Raw genomic sequence first — 21,049 nt, 5'->3', positions numbered from 1 at the left:
ATACGGTCGACATCGTCCTGACCTACGACTTTCCTCGCGTCTGATTCCCTTGCGCGCTTGCGCAGCCCGTTTTTTCCAAAAATTCAGATTTCGCTAATGTGTGGCCAACATGCCATTGCCAATGCAGGCAGGCCTCGTTGCGCCCAGGGAGAGTAAACATGGCTCGTCGTATTCCTGAACCGTTCCGTATCAAGATGGTTGAACCCATTCACCAGACCACCCCGGAGTACCGCCGCCAGGCCTTGGCCGAGGCCGGCTGGAACCCGTTCCTGCTGCATGGCGATGATGTCTACATTGATTTGCTGACGGACAGCGGAACCGGCGCCATGAGCGACCGGCAATGGGCTGGCCTGATGATGGGCGACGAATCCTATGCCGGCAGCCGCAACTTCTACCATCTGGAACAGACGGTACGCGAAGTGTTCGGTTACCAGCACGTGATGCCGACCCACCAGGGTCGTGGTGCGGAACAGATCCTGTTCCCGGAGCTGGTCAAGCGCAAAGCCGGCAAGTCGCCGGTGTTCCTGTCCAACTACCATTTCGACACCACCAAGGCCCACGTCGAAATGGCCGGCGCCCGCGCACTCAATGTTCTGACACCTGCCGCACTGGATACCCAGAAAGCCTATGACTGGAAGGGCGACTTCGACCTGGAAGGCCTGAAAACCGCGATCAGCACCCATGGCGTGGACAACGTCGCCGGTGTGATCGTGACGGTGACGTGTAATAGTGCCGGTGGTCAGCCTGTCTCGATGGGCAACATTCGTGCCGTCAGCCAGCTGGCCCGCCAGCATGGTATTCCGGTCATTCTGGATGCCGCCCGTTTCTCGGAAAACGCCTGGTTCATCAAGCACCGTGACCGCGATTACGCTGACAGCCCGATCCAGGACATCGTGCGTGAAATGTTCAGCTATGGCGATATCTTTACCATGTCTGCCAAGAAAGACGGCCTGGTGAATATCGGTGGTCTGTGCTGCTTCCGCGACGACCTGGATCTGTTCCGTGCGGTACAGGTGCGCTGCGTGGCCATGGAAGGCTTCGTCACCTATGGTGGCCTGGCCGGTCGCGATATGGAAGCGCTGGCCATCGGTCTGAAAGAGGGCATGAATCACGACTACCTCAGCTATCGTATTGCCCAGGTGGCCTATCTGGGTGAGCGTCTGGCCGAGGGAGGGGTGCCGGTGCAGACCCCGACCGGCGGACATGCCGTGTTTGTCGATGCCAAGCTGATGCTGCCGCATATCCCGGCGCACCAGTTCCCGGCCCATTCGCTGGCCTGCGAACTGTATCTGGAAGGCGGGATTCGTGGTGTGGAAATCGGTTCGCTGCTGCTGGGACGCAATCCGGCCACGGGTGAACAAGAGCCCTCTTCCTTCGAACTGCTGCGGCTGACCATTCCGCGTCGTGTCTACACCAATGACCACATGGACTACATCGCCGATTGCCTGATCGACCTGAACGCACGTGCCAAGAGCATTCGTGGTCTGACCTTCGAATACGAACCGCCGATCCTGCGTCACTTCACCGCCCGCCTCAAGCCAGTCTGAGTCCTGCTGTCCGGCTGGAGATCAAGGCGCCCTCGGGCGCCTTTTTTCATGCTGACAGCCAGGGGTGTCAATCAGGCAAAACCGCAAAACCGCGGTGCTTTCACCAAAGACCGCCGGCAGGGATGGTCGAAGAATGCGCGTGCATGCCCAGTCCATCCCGATGGACGCCTCTTATCCGATGACTCTAAGTGAAAGGATGTCATGCTAGCCATTTCTCCCAGGGCAGATTTTTATACTTGTCTGGCGGCCAATGCGAGCCCTGCCGCTAGCGCTGTTCATGGACCCAGTGCGCCACCGGCGAAGGATCTGCCGGGTGGAGATCGCCCGCGTCATTATTTTCATTCTGCCAGCGGCATGAGCTGGTCTGAGTTCATAAAGACCCGGGAGGGTCAGTGCTGCCTGGCGGAGTTCAAGGACGGAATCAGACAGTTGAAGGAGGCCGCCAGCCAGGCGATCGGGACAGAGAACACGAGCCATCGCTGCCAGCAGCATTTGCAGGGGCTGATCGACAGAATCGTGACTGCCAGCTACAGCCAGCATGACATGGAGAGCTTGCTGGGTCAGGGCAAGCAATATCTGGAATTGCTGTGTTCACTGCTTGCCAAAGGCGGCATCCCGCAAGATGAGCGGGCCCGCCTGCTGATTGATCTGGGGGACAATGTACAGGCTTGCGGTCCTGGCGCCTTCAGTGCCCTGTATCGGACTTGCGAGGCCTTGAGCCTGCGGCTCTCGGGGCTCCCCGGCGAGGTGCAGAAGATCAAGGAGCAAATCACCGACCAGTGCTGCCAGGTCTTTGCCGAACGCTATTTCGGACACCTGGACGCCTATCCATATAATGAAGTGCATATCGTGAACGCGCTGAAAAACCGCCTGGCACCCAGTATTGGCCTGAGCATCTGCGGCGAGGTCTTCAGCAATGTCTGGCAGGCGCAATTGAATGATGAGCTCATTAACGAGTGTCTGGAGGCATTGCTGACCAGGCTGCATCCGGGGGCGGTGGCCTGGCAACTGGCCGGCCAGGTGCAGGAAAAGCTGAAGGCCGCGCTGACGCCAGCCCATGCGGGCTGTCTGGACGAGGAGCAACTGGCGGCGATCCGCCAGGAGACCTCGATTGATCTGGAGATGTCCGATGTCACCCGCCTGGACGAAGACTACATGCCAGCCGGCGTGCCGCCGGATCCGAGCCTGATTACCCGCCGTATCCTCCGGCAGATGGCAGGCAACTGCTTTCCGGCAGAGGCCTATCCCGAAGTGCATCTCGTCAAATGGTCGCAGAATCAGGCGTCCACCACCCTGGTCGCCCAGGCCGACGTATTCTGGTGTCAAGATGCGCTATCGGGGGATGCCAGGAATAGCCAACCCCGTCCGCTGCAAGTCGCAGACCTCAACCAGCTGGTACAGGCACTGGATGCCGGGCGGGAGCATCCGTTGCACAGCGCGCTGCGCCGCTACCTGCCCCAGATGGTCGATCAACTGATCGAGCACGCTCCGCCCGATGACTTGCTGGCCATGCCGGCTGCCTTGCTGAGGGATCCGGCATGTCTGACGCGTTTTCTGTGCCGGCTGGGACCTGAACGGGCGCATCAGTATCTGCAGCGTCAGCCCGGGAGCGAGCTGACCTATGTCGAGGATGGCCAGCGCTATTTGCCCGCCTTGCTGGCCGTGCTGAAGTCAGGCAGGCATGCCGGGCTGGAGGACACCTGTCTGAACCTATACCGTCAGCTGGCCGAGGCGGGAGAGGGGGGCTGGCTGCAATCGCACTGCCATTCCCTGATGGCCAGCCAAGTGACGCTCTATGCCAAGTTCATGGATATGCTGCAACAGGCTGAGGCCAGTCACGCGTCATGGGTGGCGCCTTGTCTGGTCTATCCCGGGCTGAGCCTGCTGCAACCCCGACTGCTGGGCTGCTGGCAGGCACCCAAGACCCCACAGGAAACGGCCCTGCTGCAGCTATATGCCCAGTTCTGCGCACAGCTCTGCCAGATGGGCCGTCTGAACCAGAAAAGTTTGACGTCCTATCTGCTGCCTACGGCGGATGATGCATGGCCCATCGCGACGCGGGCTCAGGCTCGCCTGCATGCTGCCTGGGTGAGGCAGAAACTGCAGCTCATTGTGCCGGATGTCGCCAAGGCATTGCCTCCCGTGCGGCTGAACGCTGAACAGTGGCAGAGCCTGCTCTCCGAGAGCCAGCCGCGGCTCGCGCGTGAAGTCGCCGAGGTTCTGGTCGATATGAAACGCCGTTCTGAACTGGATGTGCCTAGGCTGACAAGCTGGCTGGCGCAGGGGGTGCGTCAGTTGCTGACCAGCAGCCTGCCTCAGGATTTTTCTCACTATGCCGATTTGCTGACGACGCTGCTGCACGACAAGGTGCTGCGACCGGATCAATTGTGTGCGCTGATCGGCGCGACGGAGCGACCGTTGCTGCTGGAGGACTTGTTGTTCCGGAATTCCTTCCCCGGGAATATCAAACGCTTTGGCGAGCTGCTGCGCCAGTTGTCGAGCCGCGGATTGCTGGCAGACGAGCAGGTTGCGAAGGCTCTGCAGCTGGATGTGGCGTACTGTCGCGCCTTGCGCAATGGTCCGTCAGCCAGGCTGGTTGAGTATTGCCAGGTTTTGCTGGCCATTGACACGGAACCGGCCCAAGCGTTGCTCAAAGGGGTTCTGGAACCATGGCGCGATGGGTCGAACCCCCGTGTCAGGGCCCTGCAGACAGGTGACATCGGCGTGATGGATCTGTATCGGAAAATGGAGAGGAAGGAAGCTGAACAGCGGCAGGCGGCAGGGTTGCTCAGGTAAGCGGTGTACCCGGGCAACCCCGAAGAAGCGCGGTCAGAGGGTGTAACTCTTCAGAATGCGAATTTGCTCCTTGGCCAGCTCGTCGAGTTCATCGGACAGTCGGGCGGTTTCCTCCGATGCCTGGCTGGCTTCCACGGCCATGCCGGCCACTTGCTCCACCCGGGCAGCGATGGTCTGGCTGGCCGCACCTTGTTCGCTGATGGCCTGACTGATTTCACCGACCTGCTCGGAGGCCAGGCGCGTGGCCTCGCCGATTTCGCGGATCGACTTGTCGGCCAGGTCGGCACGTTGCTCACCGGTCTGGACCAGGTTCTCCACATTTGACATCTGATTGGTGGCGCTGTGGGCGTAATCACGCATCTTGGTGATGGTGGCGCCAATTTCCAGCGTCGATTGCGCCGTGCGCTCCGCCAGCTTGCGCACTTCGTCGGCGACCACGGCAAAACCGCGTCCCTGTTCGCCGGCACGGGCTGCCTCGATGGCGGCATTGAGCGCCAGCAGATTGGTCTGGTCGGCGATGTCACGGATGATCTGGATGACGTTGGCCACCTGGGTGCTTTCTTCGTCCAGCTTGCGGATGCTCTCTGCCGCCTCCTCCACCACGTCGGCGATATTGTGGATATCGCTGATGGTTTCACTGATCGAAGCCGCCCCCTGCTTGGCCTTCTCTCCGGCGTTTTGCGCGCCGTCACGGGTATCGCTGGCACGATCAGCCACATGGGTGATGCTGACGGTCATCTGCTCGATGGAGGCTGCCATGGCCGAGGAGGCCTCGCTCTGCACATTGGCACTCTGCGAGACTTTATTGGAGGCCTGTGTCACCGAGTTGGCCAGCAGCGCCACGCGGTCCGCCCCCTGCAGGATGGTGCGCAGATTGTCCTGCAGCCGCTCCAGCAGCTCGTTGAAGTTGGCCGATGTTTCGCCGATTTCGTCCCGGCGCAGAACCGGTGCTCGCTGGGTCAGGTTCAGACTTTCCCGGACATTTTTCATGGTGTCCTTCAGTGCCAGCAGGCTGCTGCGCATATTGCGCACCATACGAATGCCGAACAGGGCCGACAGGGCGCCGGAGATAACGATCAGGCCGAGCATGAAATTGCGTGCCAGCTCATAGTTGGCCTTGTTGGCATCCGACACGTCCACACCGAGGTCGTAATTCATCTTGAGGTGGCTGGCGAAGGCCTTGGTCAGATTGTCGCTGGCCTGGGCAAAGCCGGTGTAGCTGGCCTGCATGGCGGCCTGGTCATTGGCATGTACCGCCTTGACGAAGATATCGCGCTCGGCACGCCAGGCTTTGAGCGCGGCCACATCCTCTTTGAACAGGGTCGGGTCCTGTGCCGAGTAATAATCGACCTTGGCCTGACCGATGGCTCGCACGTCCTCATCGGTATAGCTCGAGACGTACTGCGACATGGTCTTGTCCATGGAGGCATCGATGTCGGCCATTTTTTTCTCGATGTCCGGGCGGGCTGCCGGGGTGGCGATCGGTAGCAGCAGCGCGTTGATGCGCAACTGATCCGAGGCGGCGGCCAGGTCGCTCATCTGCTGGATGGCCGGGATGACATATTTCATGCTGTAGTCAAAGCGGTCCTGCGATTGCGACAACTTGAGCATGCCGATGAGTCCGACCAGCAGCAGGGCAAAAAAGCCCAGGGCCAGCGTGGCCGTCAGTTGCTGGGTCAGCGAAAACTGGCGTTTCATGTGATTCCCCCCTTGCGCCGGCCGGTCGTGCCGCGCCGGCCAGATGTTTGTTCCTTGATTATAGATATTCTTCTGTCAATGCCGGTTGTACAGGTTCTGCTTTATTGGCCCACAGGCTGTGCCTGGACATCTGCGGTGGCCGGCAGGCCATCGCTGCCTGCCGTCAGTGCCTGGGTGGCATGCGCACGCAGCTCACCGCCGGCATAGACCTGAGTATCAATTTCGTAATGACCCCCGCTGTGGATAGCCTGGCGGTCATAGGGCAGGGCATAGACCAGCGGGTTTTTCTGCGGGCGGTTGATAAACTGCTCGCTCAGCACGCTGGCGGCACCCCCGCTGCCGCTGACATCCAGTAGGCGTTGCCGCACCATGAGCTCTTTGGCTGTCATCAGGCTGGCCGGCAACTGAATGTTGCCGTTCAGGCTGGCCGGCTGGTAGGGCGTGCTGGCGCAGGCAGCGAGCAACAGGGCGCAGGACAGGGCGGTCAACAGTGGTTTGACGGACAACATGGTGTTTCTCCTGTTTGGCAAACGAAAGCGGCATTGGACGTCATTTGCCGCGCGGATGCAATAACGCCGTCGCTGACGACGGCGTTGTGTGGACCGGGAATCGGCTTACTCGCCGATGAAGCTCGATTTTTCCCGGGTCTTCAGCGACGGATCATCCGCCCGACTGATGGTGAAGTGAATTTCGTGGCTACCCTTGGTGGCTACTTCCGGCTGTGCCTGAACACGCACACCGACCAAGCGGTTATCGCCCGGGCGAACCAGTATTTCCTTCTCATCGGCCTGCAGTCGCAGATCCGGCATGCCGTCAACGGTCAGCGTGAAGCGCTGCGGCTGGTCGGTGACGTTCATGATGCGGATGCTGTAGCTGTTTTCCAGCCAGCCATCATCGGTTTCCCGTACCAGAGAAGCGCGGTCGCGGATGATGTCTACCTTGAAGGGCAGGCGCAGGAAGAATGCCGTCGCCGCCGTGGTGATGACCACCAGCAAAACCAGCGAATACATGATGACGCGCGGTCGCAGGATGCGCTGCTTGATCTGGTCCCGCGTGAACTTGCCTTCCTGCACATTTTCGGTGGTGTAGCTGATCAGGCCGCGCGGGTAGCCCATTTTGTCCATGACTTCGTCACAGGCATCAATACAGGCGGCACAGCCGATGCATTCATATTGCAGACCGTCACGGATGTCGATGCCCACCGGGCAGACCTGGACACAGATACCGCAGTTGATGCAACTGCCCAGTCCGGCATCCTTCGGGTCGATCCCTTTCTTGCGTGCTCCGCGTGGTTCGCCGCGGGCTTCGTCGTAAGAAATGATCAGCGTGTCGCGGTCGAACATCACACTCTGGAAGCGGGCGTAGGGACACATGTACTTACAGACCTGCTCGCGCATATGGGCGGCAAACAGATAGGTAAAGCCGGCGTAGAAGAAGATCCAGAAGGTTTCCCAGGGACCGTAGTTGAAGGTCGGGGCGGCCGCCACCAGATCGCGGATTGGCGTGTAGTAGCCGACCAGAGTAAAGCCGGTCCACAGCGAGAACACGATCATGATGCCGTGCTTGATGGTCTTGGTGACGAACTTGCGTCCGTTCATGGCCTGCTTGTCCAGCTTTTGCCGCTTGATGTGGTCGCCTTCCACCAGGCGTTCGATCCACAGCATGACCTCGGTGTAGACGGTTTGCGGACAGGCGTAGCCACACCACAGACGTCCGGCGATGGTGGTCCACAGGAACAGGCCGAAGGCACAGCACATCAGCAGGGCGGACAGATAGACGAAGTCCTGCGGCCAGATGGTCAGGCCGAACAGGTAGAACTTGCGGTTGACCAGATCGAACAGCAATGCCTGGCGTCCGTTCCAGGTGACCCAGGGCATGCCGAGGTAGAACAATTGGGTGCCGAACAGGAACAGCAGGCGCCATTTGGCGAAGATCCCGCGCACGTCGCGCGGGTAGAGCTTGCGAGATTTTTCGTACAACGAAATGGATTGCTCTTTCGGGCTTTCCACCTTGGCCTTGATGTCCTTCAGTGAATCCGACATGGTCGTTTCCCCTAGGAGAATGATCTAAAGTTCACTTTTATGAATTTTACATCATTCTTATGGTTCTAAGGTTATAACCTTAGAATGATTTGTTATGTTGAAACGCCACAGCCCGCTTGCGCGGGCTGTGGCGATCAACCGGAATTACTGAGCCGGTTGTTGCGGCAGATTGGACAGACCCCAGACATAGGCGGCCAGCAGGTGCACCTTGCCTTCACCCAGGAAGTCCTTCCAGGCCGGCATCTGGTTGTTGCGGCCGTTGGTGATGGTTTCGATGATGGTCTTCTCGGTACCACCATACAGCCATACACCACTCGGGTGCGTCAGGTTCGGCGCACCAAGCTGCTGGTTGCCATGGCCATCCGGTCCGTGGCAGGTGGCGCAGATGGTCTTGAAGGTCGACTCGCCACGGGCGGCACGGTCGGCATCATGCTTCTTGCCGGCGATGGACAGCACGTAGTTGGCCACATCCTTGACCTTCTCTTCACCCAGTACCGAACCCCAGGCCGGCATCTGGCCATGACGGCCACCGAGGATGGTGGTCTTGATGGTTTGCGGATCCCCGCCATACTGCCAGTCGTGGTGAACCAGGTTCGGGAAGCCCTTGGCACCGCGGGCATCCGAGCCATGGCACTGGATGCAATAGGTCTGGAACAGACGCTGCCCCATTTCATGTGCCTGCGGATCGGCGGCGACAGCCTTCAGGTCCATCGACAGGTACTTGTTGTACATCGGCAGGTACTTGGCTTCGGCCTGGGCACGCTCTTCATTGTACTGACCGACCGACGTCCAGTTGCGCAAGCCCTTGAACGTGCCGAGACCGGGGTACAGCACCAGGTACACGGCGCCGAAGGCCAGGGTCAGATAAAACAGCATCATCCACCAGCGCGGCAGGGGATTGTTGTACTCCTGCAGGTCCCCGTCCCACACATGGCCCATGGTTTCGGCCTGCTCACCCGGCTTGACCGTTGTTTTCGACTGGGTAATCAACAGCGCGGCCATGCCGATAAAGCCGACGATCACGATTACCGTGATGTAGATCCCCCAAAAACCGCTGACAAAATCACTCATCATCTCGCTCCATTGCCGGATTGTTGTTCACCGTTATCTCGCGGCGTGTCATCGTCGTCGATGATCATCTTCGCAACGTCGTTGTAGCGTTTCTTCGAGCGCTTGCTGTAAGCCACCCAGGCAAACACCAGAAACGATGCAAAGCAGAAAACGGTAAACAGCTCACGGGCAAAATTGGTCCAGTCCATGGCTTAACGCACGTTCTTCAGTGCAAGGCCGAGGCTTTGCAGGTAGGCGATCAGCGCATCCATTTCGGACTTGCCCTCGACTTCCGACTTGGCATTGGCGATGTCCTGATCGGTGTACGGAACACCGACCATGCGCAGGGCACGCATCTTGGCCTGAACGTCATCCGAATCCGCCAGATTCTTGGCCAGCCACGGGAATGCCGGCATGTTCGATTCCGGCACGACATCACGCGGATTCATCAGGTGGACACGATGCCATTCGTCGGAGTAGCGGCCACCAACGCGGGCCAGATCCGGGCCGTTACGCTTGGAGCCCCACTGGAACGGATGGTCGTACACCGATTCGCCGGCGACGGAGTAGTGACCGTAACGCTCGGTTTCGGCGCGGAACGGACGGATCATCTGCGAGTGGCAGACATAGCAGCCTTCGCGGATATAGATGTCACGACCGGTCAGCTCCAGCGCGCTGTACGGCTTGAGACCGGCGATCGGCTGGGTCGTGGATTTCTGGAAGGCCAGCGGAACAATTTCCACCAGGCCGGCAATACTGATCACGATCAGGGTGAACACGATCAGGAAGCCGACATGTTCTTCGACAAGTTTCTGGATCTTATCCATTTTTTATTCTGCCTTTCCGCTCAGTGGCCTTGGCCAGCCAGCGCCGGGATCTTGGCGTCGACAGCCTTGCCTGCATTGATGGTGCGGAACACGTTGTAACCCATGATCAGCATGCCTGCGAGATAGAACAGGCCGCCGAGCGTCCGGACGATCAGGTACGGGTGAACTGCCTTGACCACTTCCACGAAGGCGTAGGTCAGGGTGCCGTCCGGGTTGATTGCACGCCACATCAGACCTTCGGTCACACCGGCAATCCACATCGAGGCGATGTAGAGCACCACGCCGACGGTGGCAATCCAGAAGTGCACTTCGATCAGCTTGATGCTGAACATTTCTTCACGGTTCCACAGACGCGGGATCAGGTAGTAGATGGCACCGATCGTGATGAAGCCCACCCAGCCCAGCGCACCGGAGTGCACGTGGCCGATACCCCAGTCGGAGTAGTGCGACAGGGCGTTCACGGTCTTGATCGACATCATCGGACCTTCGAAGGTCGACATGCCGTAGAACGACAGCGAAACGATGAGGAACTTCAGGATCGGGTCGGTACGCAGTTTGTGCCAGGCGCCGGACAGGGTCATGATGCCGTTGATCATGCCGCCCCAGCTCGGTGCCAGCAGCACCAGCGAGAACACCATGCCCAGCGACTGGGTCCAGTCAGGCAGCGCCGTGTAGTGCAGATGGTGCGGACCCGCCCACATATAGGTGAAGATCAGCGCCCAGAAGTGCACCACCGACAGACGGTAGGAGTAGATCGGGCGACCGGCCTGTTTCGGGACGAAGTAGTACATCATGCCGAGGAAGGCGGCGGTCAGGAAGAAGCCCACGGCATTGTGGCCATACCACCATTGCACCATGGCATCGACGGCGCCGGAGTAGGCCGAGTAGGACTTCAGGAACGTCACCGGGATGAAGGCGCTGTTGACGATGTGCAGCAGGGCTACCGCCAGGATGAAGGCGCCGTAGAACCAGTTGGCGACGTAGATGTGCTTGACCTTGCGGATGGCCAGCGTGCCGAAGAACACGATGGCGTACACCACCCAGATCACGGCGATCATGATCTTGATCGGCCATTCCAGTTCGGCGTATTCCTTGCCGAAGGTAATGCCGAGCGGGAAGGAGATGGCCGCACAGACAATCACGAATTGCCATCCCCAGAAGGTGAAGGCTGCCAGTTTGTCGGAGATCAGCCGGACGTTGCAGGTGCGCTGAACCACATAATACGAGGTAGCGAACAGGCCACTGCCGCCGAAGGCAAAGATCACCGCGTTGGTATGCAAGGGGCGCAGACGACCGAAGTGGAACCAGGGCCCGAAATTGAGCTCCGGCCACACCATCTGGGCCGCGATAATGACGCCCACCAGCATGCCGACTATGCCCCATACAACGGTCATGATGGCAAACTGGCGCACCACCTTATAATTATAAGTGGATTGCGTTTCCATTTATGGTTTTCTCCAAGGTTGCGAACTCAGAACGTGAAAAACACTGCAACGCCGCAGAAGACATCTGACCGGGATTACCCGCGATCCGATGTCCGGCAGATTCCTCGTTGAGACATATCCCTTGGTTCGCCAAGCAGCGAACCGAATTTATCCCGTAATGCCTATGCCGTTATTCTATTAACATTCGCCAAACACCAGCGAATTTCAGTGGTCATGAAAATCGCAAGGTTCATTGACCCCGGCGGCTTGCAGGCTTGCTTTGTTATTAAACTAATACCAACAACATTTGCAGTATAATGTCATGGTGTCGACATTAGTTGACCTGCATCAATTTCTTTTGGCGCCCAGCACAATGCCATTAGCAATGTTAGAATGCCGTTTTTGCATTGCAGGATGGTTTCTCATGTCGGTGCCCGTTCTCTATCGCATTCGTCTCCTGTCGCCCGAAGCACATCTGTTCGAAGTCTCCCTCACCGTCAGTCAGCCCGCCAAAAAAGGTCAGCTGTTCCATTTGCCAGCCTGGATTCCCGGCAGTTACATGATTCGCGAGTTTGCGCGCCATATCGTGACACTGCGTGCCGAGAGCGAAGGGCAGGCGGTGGCGCTGCACCAGCTGGACAAGCACAGCTGGCAAGCCGATCCGGTCAGCGGACCGCTGACCCTGCACTATCAGGTGTATGCCTACGATCTGTCGGTGCGCGGCGCTTATCTCGATCAGCAACGCGGCTTTTTCAATGGCACCAGCGTGTTCCTGTCGGTCGAGGGCTATGAGCAAAGTCGCTGTGAAGTCGACATCGAGGCCCCGCGCGGCAAGGGCTACCAGGACTGGCGGGTCGCCACCAGTCTCACGCCCCGTGCCGACAAGCAAAAGCGCGGCGGATTTGGCCGTTACCGGGCCGAGAACTACGATGAGCTGATCGATCACCCGGTCGAGATCGGTACCTTCCAGACCGTGTCGTTCAAGGCCTGTGGCGTGCCGCATGAATTTGTCATCGCCGGCCACTTTACCGCCGACTTGAAGCGCCTGGCGCGTGATGTCAAGAAAATTTGCGAATGGCATATCCGTCTGTTTGGCGAGCCGGCCCCCTTCGAGCGCTATGTCTTCATGCTGCTGGCCGGCAAAGAGATCTATGGGGGGCTGGAGCACCGTAGCTCTACCGCGCTGATGGCCGAACGCGATGATCTGCCGCAACCCGGGGTCAAGGCGGTCAGTGATGGCTATCTGCGCCTGCTGGGTCTGATCAGCCATGAATATTTCCACTCGTGGAACGTCAAGCGACTCAAGCCGGCCGTATTCCAGCCCTATGACCTGACACGGGAAAATCACACCCGCCTGCTGTGGGCCTTCGAGGGCATCACCTCTTACTATGACGACCTGGCACTGCTGCGCAGCGGTCTGATCGACCGCGAACGCTATCTCGGCCTGCTGGCTGAAACCATCACCGGCGTCCTGCGCGGCAATGGTCGTACCAAGCAGACACTGGAAGCGTCCAGCTTTGATGCCTGGACCAAGTATTACCGCCAGGACGAGAACAGCCCCAACAGTATCGTCAGCTATTACACCAAGGGTGCCCTGGTGGCGCTGGCACTGGATTTGTTGATTCGCGACAAGACCGGTGGGGCCAAGTCTCTGGACAATGTCATGCGCCACATGTGGGAAAAATGGCTACGGGATGGCGCCGGCATTGCCGAGGATGAGTGGGAAAAACTGGCTGCCGAGGCCACCGGCCTCGACCTGACGGACTTCTTCGAACATGCACTGCGTTCGACGCGGGATCTGCCCCTGGCCGAGTTGCTGGCGACCCAGGGCGTGACGCTCAGCCTGGATCTGGCTGCCTCGCCCTCAGACCGGGGGGGCTTTGGTGCAGCTAAGCCGGCACCGGAAACACCGCGGGCGACGCTGGGCATCAAGGCCACGGCCGACGCCCTGGGCGTGCGTCTGCAGCAGGTTTGGGATGGCGGGGCCGCCCAGGCGGCCGGTCTGTCCGGCGGCGATGTCATCGTGGCCGTTGACGGTCTGCGTGTCACCGATGCCGACAAGATGCAGGCCCGTCTGGTGCCGGGTCAGCGTGTCAGCGTGCATGCCTTCCGTCGCGACGAACTGCTGACGCTGAGCGTGACTCCGCTGGCTCAGCAGCCCGATGTCTGCCGTTTGTCCCTGATGAAAAAAACCGGCCCCTGGCCGGCTCAGTGAAATCCGCAGCATAGCGGATGGTTGGCAGCGCATCTGCCCTGCCGTATCGACCTCGTAAAAGTGAGTTTGAAAATGACACTCCAGCCTCAAGTCAAGTATCGCCATGATTACCGCCCGACCGCTTTTCTGGTAGACCGGGTTGATCTGAAGTTTGATATCGAAGACGAGTTGACGCGGGTTTCCTCGCGCCTGGTGATCAATCGCAATCCGGCGGCCGAGACGGCCGCTGATCTGGTGCTCGATGGTTCGGCACGACTGACCGGCGTGGTTCTGGATGGCCAGGCCCTGGGCGAAGACCGCTATCAGCTGGTCGATGACCAGCTGACCGTCCGCAATGTGCCGGACAGCTTCATCCTTGAAGTCGAAACCGAAATCGAGCCGGCCAGGAATACCAGCCTGATGGGGCTGTATGCCTCGAATGGCAATCTGTTTACCCAGTGCGAGCCGGAAGGCTTCCGCAAGATCACCTACTATCTGGACCGTCCCGATGTGATGGCCAAGTTCACCACCACCATCGTGGCTGACAAGGTCAAGTTCCCGGCCATGCTGTCCAACGGCAACAAGGTCGGCGAAGGGATGGTCGACAAGAAGCGCCGCTGGGTGAAGTGGGTTGATCCGTATCGCAAGCCGTCCTACCTGTTTGCCATGGTGGCTGGCAAGCTGACCGCGCTGAAAGACAAGTTCATCACCATGAGCGGTCGGGAAGTGGCGCTGGAAATCTGGACCGAACCGGCGGATCAGGACAAGGTGCTGTTCGCCATGGAGGCGGTCAAGCACGCCATGAAGTGGGACGAAGAGCGCTTTGGCCTGGAGTACGACCTCGACATCTACATGATCGTGGCCGTGGGCGACTTCAATATGGGCGCCATGGAGAACAAGGGCCTGAACATTTTCAATACCAAGTACGTGCTGGCGCGCCAGGAAACCGCCACCGACTTCGACTTTGAAGGTGTCGAGCGCGTCATTGGCCACGAGTACTTCCACAACTGGACCGGTAACCGTGTCACCTGCCGCGATTGGTTCCAGCTGTCGCTCAAGGAGGGCCTGACGGTCTTCCGTGATCAGGAGTTCGGTGCCGACATGACCAGTCGCGCTGTCAAGCGCATCGAGGAAGTCAAGGGGCTGCGTGCCATGCAGTTCCCGGAAGATGCCGGTCCGACCGCCCATCCGATCCGTCCCGACAGCTATATCGAAATGAACAACTTCTACACCATGACGGTGTATGAGAAGGGTGCCGAAGTGGTGCGCATGTACCAGACCCTGCTGGGCCGTGACGGCTTCCGCAAGGGCCTGGACCTGTACTTCAAGCGCCATGACGGCCATGCCGTGACCTGCGATGACTTCCGCGCCGCCATGGCCGACGCCAACGATGTCGATCTGAGCCAGTTTGCCCTTTGGTACAGTCAGGCCGGCACGCCGGTGCTGACGGTCAAGGGCCAGTATGACGCCGCCGCACGTACCTATCAGCTGGATGTCAGCCAGTCCTGCCCGGCCACCCCGGGTCAGACGGACAAACAGCCGATGCACATTCCGCTGTCGCTCGGCCTGATTGGAACGGATGGCAAGGATCTGCCGCTGCAGCTGCAGGGTGAAAGCACCGCCGGTGCCACCACCCGCGTGCTGGACATCAAGCAGGCCGAACAGCGCTTCGTGTTCATCAATGTGCCGTGCGAACCAGTCCCGTCGCTGCTGCGTGACTTCTCCGCACCGGTGAATCTGCACATCGACCTGACCGATGCCCAGCTGGCCTTCCTGATGGCCAACGATTCCGACGCCTTTGCGCGCTGGGAAGCGGGGCAGACCCTGTCGCAGCGTGTGCTGCGTCAGATGGTGGCCGATCATCAGGCCGGCCGCGCCCTGGTGGTGCCGGAGCACTTTACCGCCGCCTTTGCCGCCGTGCTGAAGGATACCCTGGCCGATCCGGCCTTCAAGGCGCTGATGCTGACCCTGCCGGGCGAGGGTGAAATGCTGGAGTGGTTCGATGGCGCCGACCCGGCTGCCAACCACCACGTGCGCGATTTCGTGCTGCGTCAGCTGGCGCAGGCACTGCGTGCCGAATGGCGCTCGACCTTCGAGCTGAACCAGACCCGTGAGTACCGTCCTGCCGATGCCGGCCGCCGTGCACTGAAGAACCATGCCCTGGCCATGCTGTGCCTGCTGGATGAGGCCTGGCCGCTGGAGGCCGCCAAGAAGCAGTTCCTGGCTGCCGACAACATGACCGACCAGATGGGCGCGCTGCTTGCCCTGCGCGATCGTGACTCGACCGAGCGTACCGACTGCCTGCTGACCTTCTCCGAGCGCTGGATCGATGATCCGCTGGTGATGGACAAGTATTTTGCCCTGCTGGCCAGCAGCCAGATTCCTTGCGCCCTGGAACATGTCAAGGGGGCGCTGGAACATCCGGCCTTCTCGATCAAGAACCCGAACAAGGTCTACTCGCTGCAACGGACCTTCGGCCGCAACATCCAGCATTTCCATGCTGCCGATGGCAGTGGCTATCGCTTCATGGCCGACCAGGTGCTGCAGATTGATGCCCTCAACCCGTCGGTGGCCAGTCGCCTGGTGGCGGCCTTCAACCGCTGGAAGAAGGTCGAGCCGCAGCGTCAGGCCCTGATGAAGGCAGAACTGGAACGCATGGCGGCCGCCAAGCTGTCCAAGGACGTGTTCGAGATCGTGTCGAAGAACCTCGAACAGGCATGATCATGCCGCCCCTGCGGGGGCGGCCATCCGGACGGGCGTGCGCGATCACGCCCGTTTTTTCATTCAATGGCAAAGCTTTTGGGGAGATACCGTGAAAACGCCTTCGCGTGGCGCCAGCCTGATGCTGCTGCTCGGGCTATGGCTGGTGTGGGGATACAGCTGGACGGCCAGCAAGCTGGGCCTGCCCTATATGTCACCTTTGCAACTGGCATTCTGGCGCACCTTGCTTGGTCTGGTGACCCTGGGGTGTGCCCTGTTGCTGACCGGTCGCAGCGTGCGGCCGACCCCCTTCTGGCCGACCTTCTGGCTCGGCATGGGGCAGACTGCCGGCTTCGGCGCCCTGGCCACCATGGCATTGCTGGCCGGCGGTGCCGGCAAGGTTTCGGTACTGGCCTACACCATGCCGTTCTGGACCCTGCTGCTGGCGCGCGTCACGCTGGATGAACGTTTGTCGTCCATGCAGTGGGGCGCTGTCCTGGTGGCTGCCGTAGGTCTGGTGCTGATCATTCAGCCCTGGCATTTGCACGGCAGCCTGCTGCCCGATCTGCTGGCGCTGGCCAGTGGTCTGTCCTGGGCGCTGGCGGCTGTTCAAGCCAAGCTGCTGCGCAAGGCCCACCGGGTCGATACCCTGGCGCTGACCTTCTGGCAGATGCTTTGGGGGCTGATCCCGCTGGGGTTGCTGGCCTGGCTGATCCCGGCACCGCCCGTGCATGTCAGCTGGACACTGGTCGGCCTGCTGCTCTACCTCGGCGTGCTGGCCTCCGGACTGGGCTGGTTGCTGTGGATGGTCTTGCTGTCACGGCTGACGGCCGGTATGGCCGGACTGAATGTGCTGGCGATCCCCGCCGTGGCGGTACTGCTGGCCTGGCTGCAAATGGGGGAGGTCCCCAATCCGCCCGAAGCCTCGGGCATGCTGATGATTGGCGTGGCCCTGGCGCTGCTGTCCTGGTTGACGGCAGGGCGTGCCACGCCGTCGTCCCGCTGAGGCGGCGGCCTACGGCCAATGACCATGGCTTGACGTCAGCCGCTGGCTACGGTAATCATTCAAGCGTTTGCTTGAATTGCCGCGTCAGACGGCGATCGAACTTGACCATGGGATGGCCGTGAACAATTTGCAGCAAGACCTCTACGTGCCGGTGACGGCAGACGATACCCTGCGCATCAAACGGATCTACCGCGAAGGGGCCGGTGCGCCGGTGCTGATGGTGCATGGTGCCATGGCCAACGGCCGGATCTTCTATTCCAGCTCCGGCAAGGGGCTGGCGCATTACCTGGCGCGAGCCGGTTACGATGTGTTCGTGCTCGACCTGCGCGGTCGCGGGGGCAGCACCCCGCGGATTGATGCCCGGGCGCGCCATGGTCAGACCGAAAGCATCCGTGATGATATCCCGGCGGCACATCGGGCCATTCGTGCCATCAAGGGCCAGGTACCGGTTCACTGGATGGGGCACTCCTGGGGCGGGGTGCTGATGCACAGTGCGTTGCTGCGTGCCCCGGCGCTGATCGACGATGTCGCCTCCTGTGTTTACTTCGCCTCCAAGCGCAGCGTGCGTGTGCGCAATCTTCAGCGCTATCTCAAGGTGGATCTGTTCTGGAACTATCTGGCGCGTGCCATCGTCTCGGTGGTCGGCTATCTGCCGTCACGCGCCATGGGGCTGGGGCCGGATAACGAGAGTGCCGCCAGCCATGGTCACAGCAATCGCTGGGTTCAGGATGATCGTTGGGTCGATCCGGTGGACGGCTACGATTACGGCGCGGCGGCGGCACGACACACCCTGCCGCCCACCCTGTATTTCGCTGCGGCCGATGATCCCTGTCTGGGGCACCGCGACGATGTGCGACGTTTCCGCGATGAGTCCGGGCCGCACCTGTCCCGTCTGCATCTGCTCGGCCGGGAGACCGGCTACCGCCATGATTATGACCATGCCTCCCTGCTGACACATCCCGACGCGGTCGAGGAACATTTCCCCCTGGTGCTGCACTGGCTGGCCGGCCGCCACGACCAGGTGGCGGAGAATCTGTAAAGATTGCCGACAGGTGTGTGCCGCTCTGCATGCTAGAATCGGCTGAAAACAGATTTGAATCATGGAGAAACCAGGATGTCGGGAAACACCTTCGGCTTGTTGTTTACAGTCACCTCCTTCGGCGAGAGCCATGGTCCGGCCATCGGCTGCGTCGTCGATGGCTGTCCGCCGGGCATGGCGCTTGGCGAGGAAGATATCCAGCTGGAACTGGACCGGCGCAAGCCGGGCACCAGCCGCCATGTGACCCAGCGCCGCGAAGAAGACAAGGTCGAAATTCTTTCCGGTGTCTATGAGGGCAAAACCACCGGGACCCCGATTGCCCTGCTGATTCGCAACACCGATCAGCGCTCGCGCGATTACGGCAATATTGCCGATACCTTCCGCCCGGGGCATGCCGATTACACCTACTGGCACAAATACGGCGTGCGCGATCCGCGTGGCGGCGGGCGTTCTTCTGCGCGTGAAACCGCGGTGCGCGTCGCCGCCGGCGCCATTGCCAAGAAGTGGTTGCATGAACAATACGGCATCGTGATTCGCGGCCACATGACCCAGATCGGTGACATCGAGATCCCGTTCACCGACTGGTCTGAAGTGGCGCGCAATCCGTTTTTTGCTGCCGATAGCGCCACGGTTCCCGCGCTGGAGGCCTACATGGACAGTATTCGCAAGCGTCTGGATTCGGTGGGCGCACGCTTGCGGGTGGTGGCCGAGAAGGTCCCGGTGGGTTGGGGTGAACCGGTCTACGATCGGCTGGATGCCGAGATTGCCTATGCCATGATGAGCATCAATGCCGTCAAGGGGGTGGAGATCGGTGCCGGGTTTGCCAGCGTTGCCCAGCTGGGCAGCGAGCATGGCGACGAGCTGACGCCGCAGGGCTTTCTCAGCAACCACGCCGGCGGCATCCTCGGTGGCATCTCTACCGGACAGAACATCGACGTTTCCATCGCCATCAAGCCGACATCCAGCATCGCCACGCCACGGCGTTCGATCGACAGGCAGGGGAACCCGGTGACGCTGGAAACCCACGGCCGCCACGATCCCTGTGTCGGCATTCGTGCGACCCCGATTGCCGAGGCCATGCTGGCGCTGGTGCTGATGGATCATGCGCTGCGTCACCGTGCACAGTGTGGTGATGTGAAGGTCGATACGCCGCGTATTGCCTGAAGCGATGGTTGAAAATGACAGGGCCGGTCAGTCTGACCGGCCCTTTGGTTTGTCTCAGTTATATCCCTGCGGATTCTGCTGCTGCCAGCGCCAGGCATCGCGGCACATATCATCCAGATCGTATTCCGCCCGCCAGCCCATGAGCTGCTGCGCCCGTGTCGGGTCGGCAAAACAGCAGGCAATATCGCCCGGTCGCCGCTCTGCCACCCGGAAGGGGATGCTGCGGCCGCTGGCGCGTTCGAAGGCGCGGATCATCTCCAGCACTGAATAGCCGCGGCCGGTACCCAGGTTCAGGGTATGGACCCCGCTCTGTGCGCGGATCAGATCCAGTGCCTTGACGTGGGCCCGCGCCAGATCCACTACATGAAGATAGTCGCGTACACCGGTGCCATCCGGGGTGGGGTAGTCATTGCCGAATACCTTGAGCTCGGCCAGCTTGCCGACCGCCACCTGGCTGACGAAGGGCAGCAGGTTGTTCGGAATGCCATTGGGGTCTTCGCCGATCAGGCCACTGGGATGGGCGCCGACGGGGTTGAAGTAACGCAGCAGGGCAATGTCCCAGCCGCCTTCGCTGATGGCCAGATCACGCAGGAAGGTTTCGGTCATCAGCTTGGTCTGGCCATAGGGGTTGGTCGGCCCCAGCGGGAAGTCCTCCCCGATGGCCTGTCCCCCGGCATCGCGATACACCGTGGCCGATGAGCTGAAGACGATTCTCCGCACCCCGGCCTGTTGCATGCAGCCCAGCAGATTGAGCGTGCCGGTGAGGTTGTTGTGATAGTAGCGCAACGGCTGGGCCACCGACTCGCCGACCGCCTTGAGGGCGGCAAAGTGAATCACCGCATCGATGGCATGCTGCTCAAACAATTGCTGCAGTGCCGGACGATCCAGCAGATCCAGCTGCCGGAAGGCCACCTGCTGGCCGCTCAGCTGGGCGACACGCTCCAGAACTGCCGGTTTGCTGTTGCTGAAGTTGTCGACAACCAGCACGCGGTGACCGGCTGCCATCAGCTCCAGCAGGGTATGACTGCCAATATAGCCGGCACCGCCGGTGACCAGAATGCTACTCATGGATGAAGTGTCCTGTCGGGATGAGCCTTGGTTGGCATCGGCCTATTTTACCCGTTCTGTGGGGGCTTATGTAGTCGGAGAGCAGAGGATTGGCCGCAGGTTGCATCGACTTGACGTCGTGGATTTTGCAGTTTTATAACGTCTATGCTTAAACAGTTTGTTTAAGATTGATCTTTAAAAAAGGAGCTGCAAATGAAAAAACTGTCTTGCCTGTTTATGACGCTGGCGCTCTTCAGCGGCGTCTCCCTGGCTCAGGTCCAGGCCAGTGCCGACGAGCTCAACAAACGCAATCTGCAGATCAACCGTCATTGCACCGGTATTGTCCAGGCCCGGCTGAACTATGCCAAGTTGCCCTCGGCCGAGCGCGCGTCGCGAGACCGTGAATTCAGCGAGGTGATCGAGGACTGCTACCGGCGTTACATGGTCGAGCACGGCGCGGCCGCACGCTGATGGCTCACATTCGCCCCGGCCAGGTCCGGGGCTTTTTCTTTTCG

General features: G+C 60.4%; 16 protein-coding genes. 8 read left to right on the top strand and 8 right to left on the bottom strand.

Annotation, left to right across the window (positions count from 1 at the left end; translation table 11 throughout):
• Positions 1-158 precede the first annotated feature (158 nt).
• Entirely contained in the window at positions 159-1,547 is a 1,389-nt protein-coding gene (locus tag JNO51_RS12000) for a tryptophanase (protein ID WP_215777504.1), read from the top strand.
• 429 nt (positions 1,548-1,976) lie between these two features.
• Entirely contained in the window at positions 1,977-4,343 is a 2,367-nt protein-coding gene (locus JNO51_RS11995; RefSeq protein WP_215777501.1) for a hypothetical protein, read from the top strand.
• A 33-nt stretch (positions 4,344-4,376) separates the two neighbouring features.
• Here the strand turns inward: JNO51_RS11995 and JNO51_RS11990 are convergent, their stop codons facing one another.
• The 7 genes from JNO51_RS11990 to ccoN form a co-directional block, all read right to left on the bottom strand.
• Complete coding sequence (locus JNO51_RS11990) at positions 4,377-6,041, bottom strand: methyl-accepting chemotaxis protein (protein WP_215777498.1); 1,665 nt, start codon at positions 6,039-6,041, stop codon at positions 4,377-4,379.
• Between the two features lie 101 nt (positions 6,042-6,142).
• On the bottom strand, positions 6,143-6,550 hold the full coding sequence (locus tag JNO51_RS11985; protein ID WP_215777496.1) for a YbaY family lipoprotein: 408 nt from the start codon (positions 6,548-6,550) through the stop codon (positions 6,143-6,145).
• Positions 6,551-6,655: 105 nt separating this feature from the next.
• Positions 6,656-8,083 (bottom strand): cytochrome c oxidase accessory protein CcoG, encoded by a 1,428-nt coding sequence (gene ccoG / locus JNO51_RS11980; RefSeq protein WP_215777494.1) that lies wholly within the window; start codon positions 8,081-8,083, stop codon positions 6,656-6,658.
• 144 nt (positions 8,084-8,227) lie between these two features.
• Positions 8,228-9,154, bottom strand: a complete 927-nt coding sequence (ccoP, locus tag JNO51_RS11975; protein ID WP_215777491.1) for a cytochrome-c oxidase, cbb3-type subunit III — start codon at positions 9,152-9,154, stop codon at positions 8,228-8,230.
• Positions 9,154-9,342: a cbb3-type cytochrome c oxidase subunit 3 gene (locus tag JNO51_RS11970; RefSeq protein ID WP_215777489.1), complete on the bottom strand. Its 189-nt coding sequence runs from the start codon at positions 9,340-9,342 to the stop codon at positions 9,154-9,156. The genes ccoP and JNO51_RS11970 overlap by 1 nt, the downstream gene beginning before the upstream one ends.
• 3 nt (positions 9,343-9,345) lie before the next feature.
• Positions 9,346-9,960, bottom strand: coding sequence for a cytochrome-c oxidase, cbb3-type subunit II (gene ccoO, locus JNO51_RS11965; protein ID WP_215777486.1), 615 nt, complete (start codon positions 9,958-9,960; stop codon positions 9,346-9,348).
• Between the two features lie 20 nt (positions 9,961-9,980).
• Positions 9,981-11,405, bottom strand: coding sequence for a cytochrome-c oxidase, cbb3-type subunit I (gene ccoN, locus JNO51_RS11960; RefSeq protein ID WP_215777484.1), 1,425 nt, complete (start codon positions 11,403-11,405; stop codon positions 9,981-9,983).
• 403 nt (positions 11,406-11,808) lie between these two features.
• On the opposite strand from ccoN, the gene JNO51_RS11955 reads away from it, so the two are divergent.
• From JNO51_RS11955 to aroC, 5 genes are all read left to right on the top strand, one after another.
• Positions 11,809-13,599 (top strand): M61 family metallopeptidase, encoded by a 1,791-nt coding sequence (locus JNO51_RS11955; RefSeq protein WP_215777482.1) that lies wholly within the window; start codon positions 11,809-11,811, stop codon positions 13,597-13,599.
• A gap of 72 nt (positions 13,600-13,671) precedes the next feature.
• Complete coding sequence (pepN, locus tag JNO51_RS11950) at positions 13,672-16,299, top strand: aminopeptidase N (RefSeq protein ID WP_215777480.1); 2,628 nt, start codon at positions 13,672-13,674, stop codon at positions 16,297-16,299.
• 91 nt (positions 16,300-16,390) lie between these two features.
• Positions 16,391-17,284 (top strand): DMT family transporter, encoded by an 894-nt coding sequence (locus JNO51_RS11945; RefSeq protein WP_252346077.1) that lies wholly within the window; start codon positions 16,391-16,393, stop codon positions 17,282-17,284.
• A gap of 118 nt (positions 17,285-17,402) precedes the next feature.
• Positions 17,403-18,323 (top strand): alpha/beta fold hydrolase, encoded by a 921-nt coding sequence (locus JNO51_RS11940; RefSeq protein WP_215777478.1) that lies wholly within the window; start codon positions 17,403-17,405, stop codon positions 18,321-18,323.
• A 75-nt stretch (positions 18,324-18,398) separates the two neighbouring features.
• Positions 18,399-19,487, top strand: a complete 1,089-nt coding sequence (aroC, locus tag JNO51_RS11935; protein WP_215777475.1) for a chorismate synthase — start codon at positions 18,399-18,401, stop codon at positions 19,485-19,487.
• Positions 19,488-19,541: 54 nt separating this feature from the next.
• Here the strand turns inward: aroC and galE are convergent, their stop codons facing one another.
• Positions 19,542-20,555: a UDP-glucose 4-epimerase GalE gene (galE, locus tag JNO51_RS11930; RefSeq protein WP_215777473.1), complete on the bottom strand. Its 1,014-nt coding sequence runs from the start codon at positions 20,553-20,555 to the stop codon at positions 19,542-19,544.
• A gap of 192 nt (positions 20,556-20,747) precedes the next feature.
• Here galE and JNO51_RS11925 point away from each other — a divergent pair, with 192 nt between their 5' ends.
• Positions 20,748-21,005 carry a hypothetical protein gene (locus tag JNO51_RS11925; protein ID WP_215777471.1) on the top strand — a complete coding sequence of 86 codons (258 nt, stop codon included), beginning with the start codon at positions 20,748-20,750 and terminating at the stop codon, positions 21,003-21,005.
• The last annotated feature ends 44 nt before the right edge of the window (positions 21,006-21,049 follow it).

Origin of the sequence: Paludibacterium sp. B53371, assembly GCF_018802765.1 — a bacterium.
Taxonomy (GTDB): domain Bacteria; phylum Pseudomonadota; class Gammaproteobacteria; order Burkholderiales; family Chromobacteriaceae; genus Paludibacterium.
This window is presented reverse-complemented; position numbering and strand designations above follow the sequence as displayed.

Coding starts and splice junctions, on each gene's coding strand:
- ccoG (WP_215777494.1), bottom strand. CDS start 8,083: ATGTCGGATTCACTGAAGGACATCAAGGCCAAGGTGGAAAGCCCGAAA.
- JNO51_RS11985 (WP_215777496.1), bottom strand. CDS start 6,550: ATGTTGTCCGTCAAACCACTGTTGACCGCCCTGTCCTGCGCCCTGTTG.
- JNO51_RS11990 (WP_215777498.1), bottom strand. CDS start 6,041: ATGAAACGCCAGTTTTCGCTGACCCAGCAACTGACGGCCACGCTGGCC.
- pepN (WP_215777480.1), top strand. CDS start 13,672: ATGACACTCCAGCCTCAAGTCAAGTATCGCCATGATTACCGCCCGACC.
- JNO51_RS11925 (WP_215777471.1), top strand. CDS start 20,748: ATGAAAAAACTGTCTTGCCTGTTTATGACGCTGGCGCTCTTCAGCGGC.
- JNO51_RS12000 (WP_215777504.1), top strand. CDS start 159: ATGGCTCGTCGTATTCCTGAACCGTTCCGTATCAAGATGGTTGAACCC.
- JNO51_RS11970 (WP_215777489.1), bottom strand. CDS start 9,342: ATGGACTGGACCAATTTTGCCCGTGAGCTGTTTACCGTTTTCTGCTTT.
- ccoN (WP_215777484.1), bottom strand. CDS start 11,405: ATGGAAACGCAATCCACTTATAATTATAAGGTGGTGCGCCAGTTTGCC.
- galE (WP_215777473.1), bottom strand. CDS start 20,555: ATGAGTAGCATTCTGGTCACCGGCGGTGCCGGCTATATTGGCAGTCAT.
- ccoP (WP_215777491.1), bottom strand. CDS start 9,154: ATGAGTGATTTTGTCAGCGGTTTTTGGGGGATCTACATCACGGTAATC.
- ccoO (WP_215777486.1), bottom strand. CDS start 9,960: ATGGATAAGATCCAGAAACTTGTCGAAGAACATGTCGGCTTCCTGATC.
- aroC (WP_215777475.1), top strand. CDS start 18,399: ATGTCGGGAAACACCTTCGGCTTGTTGTTTACAGTCACCTCCTTCGGC.
- JNO51_RS11955 (WP_215777482.1), top strand. CDS start 11,809: ATGTCGGTGCCCGTTCTCTATCGCATTCGTCTCCTGTCGCCCGAAGCA.